This window comes from Streptomyces sp. NPDC006207, assembly GCF_040613835.1.
GTDB lineage: Bacteria > Actinomycetota > Actinomycetes > Streptomycetales > Streptomycetaceae > Actinacidiphila.
Genome location: NZ_JBEXSX010000096.1, coordinates 20,271 through 27,274, shown reverse-complemented (window position 1 = coordinate 27,274; position 7,004 = coordinate 20,271). Strand labels below are relative to the sequence as shown.

The 7,004-nt window shown below is 67.0% G+C and carries 5 protein-coding genes and 3 pseudogenes; 7 read left to right on the top strand and 1 reads right to left on the bottom strand.

The genetic code is table 11. The features are described 5' to 3' along the window. Both ABZ312_RS42125 and ABZ312_RS42120 read left to right on the top strand, forming a co-directional pair. Nucleotides 1-324 (top strand): DJ-1/PfpI family protein (locus ABZ312_RS42125; RefSeq protein WP_500439990.1); only part of this gene is annotated, 324 nt, incomplete at its 5' end. A gap of 19 nt (nt 325-343) precedes the next feature. After that, nucleotides 344-1,165 carry an alpha/beta fold hydrolase gene (locus ABZ312_RS42120; RefSeq protein ID WP_500328780.1) on the top strand — a complete coding sequence of 274 codons (822 nt, stop codon included), beginning with the start codon at nt 344-346 and terminating at the stop codon, nt 1,163-1,165. On the opposite strand, the pseudogene ABZ312_RS42115 reads toward ABZ312_RS42120, so the two are convergent. Continuing rightward, nucleotides 1,166-1,480, bottom strand: a pseudogene (locus ABZ312_RS42115) (IS5/IS1182 family transposase); the annotation flags it as partial. Between ABZ312_RS42115 and ABZ312_RS42110 the strand changes: the two are divergent. From ABZ312_RS42110 to ABZ312_RS42090, 5 genes and pseudogenes are all read left to right on the top strand, one after another. Further along, nucleotides 1,469-1,675, top strand: a pseudogene (locus tag ABZ312_RS42110) (transposase); the annotation flags it as partial. The pseudogenes ABZ312_RS42115 and ABZ312_RS42110 overlap by 12 nt on opposite strands. A 206-nt stretch (nt 1,676-1,881) precedes the next feature. Next, nucleotides 1,882-2,052, top strand: a pseudogene (locus ABZ312_RS42105) (Asp-tRNA(Asn)/Glu-tRNA(Gln) amidotransferase subunit GatB); the annotation flags it as partial. Nucleotides 2,053-2,379: 327 nt separating this feature from the next. Then, nucleotides 2,380-2,781 carry a transposase family protein gene (locus tag ABZ312_RS42100; RefSeq protein ID WP_500328779.1) on the top strand — a complete coding sequence of 134 codons (402 nt, stop codon included), beginning with the start codon at nt 2,380-2,382 and terminating at the stop codon, nt 2,779-2,781. Between the two features lie 61 nt (nt 2,782-2,842). Then, nucleotides 2,843-3,493 carry an ISAs1 family transposase gene (locus ABZ312_RS42095; protein ID WP_500328801.1) on the top strand — a complete coding sequence of 217 codons (651 nt, stop codon included), beginning with the start codon at nt 2,843-2,845 and terminating at the stop codon, nt 3,491-3,493. A 670-nt stretch (nt 3,494-4,163) separates the two neighbouring features. Further along, the gene (locus ABZ312_RS42090; protein WP_500439989.1) at nt 4,164-6,989 is read left to right on the top strand and encodes a Pls/PosA family non-ribosomal peptide synthetase; all 2,826 of its coding nucleotides are present in this window, start codon (nt 4,164-4,166) and stop codon (nt 6,987-6,989) included. Nucleotides 6,990-7,004: the final 15 nt, after the last annotated feature.

The window sequence follows — 7,004 nt, the reverse complement described above, 5'->3', positions numbered from 1 at the left end:
CCTGGCGGACGCGCCCCCGAGTGGATCCGGGTCGACGCCGACGTCAGGCGCATCACCGAGCACTTCTTCGCGCGCAACCTCCCGATCGCGCTGGTATGCCACGGCGCGCAGGTGCCGGCTGTGTACGGACTGCTCAAGGGCCGAAAGACAGCGTGCTTCCCCCCCATCACCGGTGACATGGAGAACGCGGGCGCGACGGTCATCGACGCTCCCGACGTCGTGGACGGCAACCTCGTCTCCTGCCGCGGATGGCCCGACATGCCGCAATTCGGCGCGGCGATGATGGAGCTCTTCTCGAAGTCCATCAACTCCGCATCGGCATGAGCACACCTGGCCTGTCCCAGTGACGGCACCTCGGACCATCACAGTCGACGGCTCCCCCGTCCACGTCATGGAGAGCGGCACCGGGCCCGCGGTGCTGATGCTGCACGGCTCCGGACCCGGTACGACGGGATCCGGCGCCTGGGCCACGACGGCACAGGCGCTGGGCACGTCCTGGCACCTGGTGGCTCCTGACCAGGCGGGGTTCGGCCGTACACCAATCCCGGCGGGCTCCAGGGGTGGGCTCCGGCTGTGGACGGAGCAGGCCGCGGGCCTGATGGAGGCTCTCGGTGTCGAGCACTACGCCGTGGTGGGCCACTCCATGGGCGGTGCCGTGGCGCTGGCGTTGGCGGCCGCGCGTCCCCAGCAGGTCACCCGTGTCGTGGCGGTCTCGACGATGGGCGCCCCCGGGGCGCCGCTGTCCGCCGAGCTCGACGCGGTCTGGGCCGCCCCCGCCGGCCCGCTCGGGGCACGAGACATGTTGAGTCGCCTCGTCCTCGACCAAGCGCTCGTGACCGAGTCGGCCGTCGCTGCCCGTGCAGCTGCGATGCGAGCGGGGGCGGCCGCATTCGCGTCGTTGTTCCCTCCGCCTAGGGCACGTTGGGCCGACGAGCTCACCCTCTCGGCGCAAACGCTGGCAGGGGTCCGCGCGCCCGTGCTGCTCGTCCACGGCGCCGAGGACCGAGTCACCCCGCTCGGAACGGCAGCCCTGCCCCTGCTCGAACACCTGGCCGATGTCCGTCTGCACGTGCTCGGTCGATGCGGGCACCTGCCGGCGCTCGAGCACCCGCACGACTTCAGGCGACTCCTGTCGTGCTTCGTGGGCCGGGAACGAGGTCACTAGTCACGCAGGTCCGGTGATGCTGCGTAGCCACAGCATCGTGCCGCACAAGTGGAGTCCGGCCAGGTGGCTCTCGGGAGACTTGTCGTAGCGGGTGGCGATCCCGCGCCAGTTGCGCAGCCGGTTGATGCACCGCTCGACGGTGTTGCGGTCCTTGTACAGCTCGGCGTCGTGGCTGACGGGGCGGCCTCCGCGCGAGCCCTTCTTTTTACGGTTGGCCGCTTGGTCCGCCTTCTTCGGGATCACCGCCCGGATTTTGCGTTTGCGCAGGTAGGTGCGATTGCTGCGGGAGGAGTACGCCTTGAAGAGATCCGCCGCCGCACCGACGTGGTCGGCATCTTCCCCGACCGCACCGCCGTGATCCGCCTGGTCGGCGCCGTCCTGGCCGAACAGAACGACGAGTGGACCGAGGCCCGCCGCTACATGGGCCGCGAGCTGCAGGCCAAAGCCCGCCTCCAGCCGATCGAGTCACAGACCGGCGACACCGTCCTGCCGATCGAAATCACCGCATAGTCTCAAAGAAGAGATCACCGAGTGGCCGTCGAGACACCACTCCAGCGGACGTGACCCAAGTACGACGGCCAAGCCCGGCCACGAACGGGCCGGTCACAAAGGTCTGCTCCGCGGGCTGGCGACAGTGCGGCACAATGCGGTGTGATCTGTGATGTCTGCGGCCACGAGGTACGACGAATACCGGTAGTCGAACCACCAACGCGGTGGCCGGCGAGCGCGCGCCCGAGGTCGCCAAGGCGTACGTGACCGAACTGCGCGAGCTGATCAAGGCGCTGGGCGTCTCCGAGGCCCGCATGGAGATGGGCCAGATGCGCTGCGACGTCAACCTGTCGCTGCGCCCCATCGGCCGGGAGAAGTTCGGCACCCGCAGCGAGACAACCCGGCAGTGAAGGAACGCTGGTTCTGCCCCTGGTGCTACGCCTGGACCGAATTCGGACACGACCCGCGCGAGGTCTCGCGACCGCAGTACGGCTACAGACCCTGGGAACGGGCGGATTCCCCCCAGCTCCCAGAGGACATCGCCCACGCGTACGACGTCGCGTACGCATACTCCCCCGACGGCCTCGGTGCGACACTGTGCGGACTGGCCCACAAGGACCTCACCCCCTCACCGTACCTGTGGATGCCCCGCTGGCCGAGCGCCTGTGAGGCTGGGTCCGCTGGACAGCGGTCAAGTCGCTGACCTGCGAACTTTCCTGGACCTGGTGCCGGACCCGCGGGCGAGGCGGGGCCGCTGGTACTCGCTGACCGCGATCCTCCTCGTCTGTGCCTGCGCGGCCGTGTCGGGAGCGAGGAGCATCGACGAGATCGCCGAGTGGGCGGCGCGGGCCTCGGACGACGTGCTGACCGCCGTCGGAGTCCGATGGCATCCGCTGCGATGGCGTCGTTCTCCCTCGCGGACCACGATCGGCCGTGTGCTGGCGGCCGTCGACGGTGACGCCCTGGACCGGGCCGTCGGCGCCTACCTCGCCGGCCCGAACCCTGCGGGAACGACTCCGGAGCAACGGCAGGTGATCGCCGTCGACGGCAAATCGCTGAGAGGATCGGCCCGCCTGTCGCCGGCCGCAGGCACCTGCTCTCCGTCGTCACCCACCACCGGGCCCTGACCCTCGCCCAGGCGGAGGTCGGGAGCGAAGACGAACGAGACCGCGCACTTCCGGCCCGCCCCTGTTCGAACAGCGGGACCTGGACGGAACTCTCGTCACCTTCGACGCCCTGCACTCGGTGAAGGCGAACGTCACCTGGCTGGTCGAGACCAAGAAGGCCCACTACATCTTGGTGATAAAGACGAACCAGCCGACCGCACACCGCCAGCTCGCCACCCTGCCCCGGCGGGACATCGCCGTCCAGCACACCACGACCTCCACCGGACACGGGCGCCGCGAGTCCCGCTCGATCAAGACCTGCGGCATCGCGGACGAGCTCGGCGGGATCGCCTTCCCCTACGCCTGCCTGGCCATCCGTGTCCATCGTCGCCGCAGGCAGACAGGCCGACGCGAGAGTCGCGAGACCGTCTACGCCGTCACCAGCCTCGACGCCCACCAGACCACCCCCGCCGACCTGGCCACCGCGATCCGCGGCCACTGGACCGTGGAGGCCCTGCTCCATGTGAGAGACGTGACCTTCGCCGAGGACGCTTCCACCGTCCACACCGGGACCGCACCCCGCGCCATGGCGTCCCTCCGCAACCTCGCCATCGGCCTGCTCAAGATCCTCAGAGCTGACAACATCGCCAAAACCACCCGCGCAATCCCCGACCAACCCGAACGAGCACTCCCTCTGGGCATCACCAACAAGCTCGACCCTTACGGAACTTGATCAAGCCCTGGTCGATAGCCGAGCTGATGCCCCCACCAACTGGCGCCGAAGCCTTGAACGCCACCGTCAAGGTCGAACTGATCGAGCATCAGGGGCCGTAGTGGGACGTCGACGAGGTCGAGCGGGCCGTCTTCCCGCGTCCGCGTCGTACAAGAATAAACGTCTCCGCCCCGCTCTCGGCTACGCGCCATTCGACGAGTACGAATACGCATACTGGTCGCGATTGAAGGAACCTACCCCCGCAGACCGCCTCATCACACGATCGCCGACTCCACGAAACGCGGGGCAGCTCACACAGTCGTACTCTGAGAAAAGGCCCGTGGTTTTCTGTTCTGGCGGCCACTGCTCAGGGGACCAGGATGCGCCAAGGGGACGGGTAGGGGATCGAGGCGGGACTGGCCGCAAAGTCCGGTTTGATCTTTCCGCACCTCGACCAGCCCCTTGCAGCTGCGGTCGAGGGAGGCGTTGCGCGTAAGCAGTATTGTCGATCTAGTCGGCCGGATCAGACCGTCGAGTAGGGCCAACCCAAACCCTCCACGGTCAAGGCGGGCGATCACGGAGCTGCGTTCCGGCCCAAGCTCTTGTAGCAGTCCAGGCAAGTGCGTGGATCTCGTTCATGTAGTTCAGCGTGCCTGCATCGACCACTGTGATTTCTCAAGGGACCCAGCTGATGGGGAACTCTCACGACGTCTTGACCGCCGAACCGGCCGGCAATCCAGCCACTCTCGCCATATGCGAACGACGCTTCGCCGAAGTCCTGGCCGACATCGTGCACACCGAACACGTATCAGTCGACAGCCACTTCTTCAACGACCTCGGCGCCGACTCCATGCTGATGGCCCGATTCTGCGCCCGAGCACGGAAACAAGCCGACCTGCCACCGGTATCCATGCCGGACATCTACAAACACCCCACAATCCGAACGCTCGCAGCCGCCCTCACCAACGACGCCTTGACCGCCGAACCGGCCGGCAATCCAGCCATACTCGCTACACGCGAACGACGCTTCGCCGAAGTCCTGGCCGACATCGTGCACACCGAACACGTATCAGTCGACAGCCACTTCTTCAACGACCTCGGCGCCGACTCCATGCTGATGGCCCGATTCTGCGCCCGAGCACGGAAACAAGCCGACCTGCCACCGGTATCCATGCCGGACATCTACAAACACCCCACAATCCGAACGCTCGCAGCCGCCCTCACCGACACCAAACCCGACGCCAAAGCCAGGCCCGCCTCGCAGCCGGCGACTCCGGCAGCTCCCATTGCGCCGCCGAGGCGGGCGCGCAATGCCGAGTACGTCCTCTGCGGGGCGTTGCAGCTCCTGTTCCTCTTCGGCTACCCCGCCCTTACCGCGATCGTCGCGGTGAAGGGCTACGAATGGGTCTCGGCCAGCCCGAACCCGGTCGACATCTACCTGCGGGCGGTCGCGTACGGCGGCGCGATGTTCCTCGGCCTTTGCGCCCTCCCGATCCTGCTCAAGTGGGTGCTCATTGGCCGGTGGAAGCCGCAGCAGATCCGCGTCTGGAGTATGGCGTACTTCCGCTTCTGGCTCGTCAAGACCCTGGTCCAGCGGAACCCGATGGCGCTGTTCGCCGGTTCACCGCTCTACGTGCTCTACCTGAGGGCACTGGGCGCGAAGGTCGGTCGCGGCGCCGTCATCTTCTCCAGGTCCGTGCCCGTGTGCACCGACCTGCTCAGCATCGGCGACGGCACGGTGATCCGCAAGGATGCGTCCTTCAACGGCTACCGGGCCCACAACGGCATCATCCAGACGGGCGCGGTCAGCGTCGGCAAGCACACGCTCGTCGGGGAGATGACGGTGCTCGACATCGGGACCTCGCTGGGTGACGGGTCCCAGCTGGGGCACTCCTCATCGCTGCACGCCGGTCAGACCGTGCCCGACGGGGAGCGCTGGCACGGCTCCCCTGCGCAGCCGGCCGACGTTGACTGCCAGCGGGTCCCCACGATGGACGTCAGCACCCGGCGACGGTGCGTCTTCGCGACCGTGCAGCTGGTGAACCTGCTTCTGGTGGGTACGCCGCTGACGTTCGTCATCGTGGTCCTCGCGCTCACGAAGGTCCCGCAGCTCGTCACGTTGTTGGACGCGGGACCGCTCTCCCTCACGAGCGGGGCGTTCTACCGCGACAACGCGCTGGTCATATCCGCCGTGCTCTTCTTCGGCGCCCTGCTCGTCAGCCTCGTCTTCGTGGGAGCCGTTCCGCGTGTGCTGAACCTCTTCATCAAGCCGGACAAGGTCTACCCGCTGTACGGATTCCGCTACTGGATTCACCGCGCGATCGCCCGCACGAGCAACAGCAGGTTCCACATGACTCTCTTCGGTGGCACCTCCTACATCGTCCACTACCTGCGTTGGCTGGGCTACGAGCTTCGCGACGTGCGGCAGACCGGCTCGAACTTCGGCGAAATGGTCAAGCACGACACCCCGTTCCTCAGCGCGGTCGGCAGCGGAACGATGGCCGCGGACGGGCTGTCCATCATCAATGCCGACTTCTCGAACACATCGTTCCGACTGTCCCGTGTGTCGATCGGGGCAGAGAACTTCCTTGGAAACGTGATCGCCTATTCCGCGCAGGGCAAGACGGGCGACAACTGCCTCCTCGCAACGAAGGTCATGGTTCCCGTCGACGGACAAGTACGGGAAGGCGTGGGCCTACTGGGCGCGCCGAGCTTCGAGATCCCCCGGTCGGTCAAGCGTGACAAGCAGCTCGAGGTGGAGAGCAAGGGCGAGCTGCGCCGCCGCCTGCGGGCCAAGAACATCTACAACACCATCAGCATGGCGCTGTTCCTGCTGGTGCGCTGGATCCTCATCTTCATCGTCACCGTGCTCTACCTGGCCGCCATCGACCTCTGGGCCTCCCTGGGCGTGCTCGCGTTCGCACTGGCCACCGCCGGGGTCTTCGTTTTCACCGTCGCCTACAACGTCCTGGTCGACCGGCTGGTGCGGCAGTTGCAGGCCTTGCGGCCGCAGGGCTGCTCGATCTACGACCGCGCCTTCTGGCGGCACGAACGCTTCTGGAAAGTGAGTTCCCTCGCCTATGTCCTCGTCTTCAACGGCACCCCGCTCAAGAACGTGATCTGGCGGCTCCTGGGTATGCAGATCGGCCGCAGGGTCTTCGACGACGGCCTCCGCGTGCCCGAGCGGACGTTCACCACGATCGGGGACGACTGCACCCTCAATGCGGACACCATCATGCAGTGCCACTCGCAAGAGGACGGAGGCTTCAAGTCGGACCGTATCGTGATCGGTGCCGGCTGCACGCTCGGTGTCGGCGCATTCGTCCACTACGGCGTGACAATGGGCGACGGCGCGGTGCTTGCCACCAGCTCCTTCCTCATGAAGGGCGAGGAAATGCCACCGCACGCACTGTGGGGCGGGAACCCGGCCAAGAAGATGCGCGGGCAGTCGGCCGACCTCCAGGTGCGCACGATCAGCCGCGGCGACGGCGCCGCCGTGCCCGTCCACGGCGACTGACACCCGGCGAAAAGG